A 1,134-nucleotide genomic window follows, 5' to 3' on the forward strand; every position below is an offset into this window, starting at 1 on the left:
GAACGTCGCCGTCCTTGCGCAGGGGCACGAAGGTGCTGCCGGCCCGCGGATCGACGGGCTTCGCCCCGGCGGCCTTCCCGGCGGGGGCGTCGTCGGCGTCGGGGGCGTCGTCGGCGTCGGCGGCGTCGGGGGCGTCGTCGGCAGCGGGCTTCGGTGGGGCGGCCGGGGGCGCCGGCGGGACCGCCGGGTCCCCGGCCCTCCCCTCCGGTCGTCCGGGTTCCGCGTCCGGAGCACCGGGCGCGGCAGGTTTCCCGGCCTTCCCGGCCTTCCCGGTGGAGGTGTCGGTCTTCTTCGCCGGGGCGGGCACGCGCAGCACGGTGGTCCGGTCGGCCGGCCCATCGGTTCCCGGCCCCGTCCCCTCGCCCCCCTCACCGTCGTCGGCGTCCTCGGGGGCGGCTTCGCCTCCGCCCTCTTCCTTCGAGTCCTTCGGGTCCTTCCGGTCCTTCCGGGCGGGGGACGGCACGCGCAGGGCCGTGGTGCGGTCGGACGGTGCGTCCTCGGCCGGGCCGTCGGTCCCGGTCCCGTCGGTCCTCGACCCGGTCTTCGGCTCGGTCTGCGTGTCGGAGTTCGGGGCGGCCTTCGTGTCGGCCTTCGTGGAGGAGGGCGGCACGCGCAGCACGGTCGTCCGGTCGGCCGGCGCATCGGCCCCCGGGTCCGTCCCGTCGTCCCCCTCACCGGCGTCGTCGGCGTCACCGGCGGCGGCTTCGCCCCCGTCCCCGTCCGTCCGGTCCTTCCGGTCCTTCCGCTCGGGGTCGGCGTCCTTCCCGGCGGCGGTGTCGGCGCGAACTCCCTCGGCGTCGGGCGTCCGCTCGGTCCCGTCCGTCCCGCCGGGCCCGGCGGGCTCCGCCTCCTCCGTCCCGGAGGGCTCGTGGCCGTCGTCCCCGCCCCGGGCGGGACGGGGCAGGCGTGGCGTCCCGGCGTCCGCCGCCGGCTCCCCGCCGTCCCCGGGGGCCGAGGCGTCCTCGGACCCCCCGGTGGCCGGGCCGGCGGCGGCGTCGCCCGGCTCCTCGTCGCCCGCCGCCCCCTCGGCCGCGTCGGCGGACCCCGGGCTCCCCCCGGAATCCCCCGCCCGGGGGGCACCATCGCTTTCCGGCCGTACCGGCGGGGTTGACGAGCGGGGGTCGCCCGCTCCCC

At 80.2% G+C, this 1,134-nt stretch carries 1 pseudogene; it reads right to left on the bottom strand.

What is annotated here, in order from left to right:
* Positions 1 to 1,134, bottom strand: a pseudogene (locus FOE67_RS26445) (hypothetical protein); the annotation flags it as partial.

The sequence above is a fragment of the Streptomyces calidiresistens genome (genome assembly GCF_014141525.1).
GTDB lineage: Bacteria > Actinomycetota > Actinomycetes > Streptomycetales > Streptomycetaceae > Streptomyces > Streptomyces calidiresistens.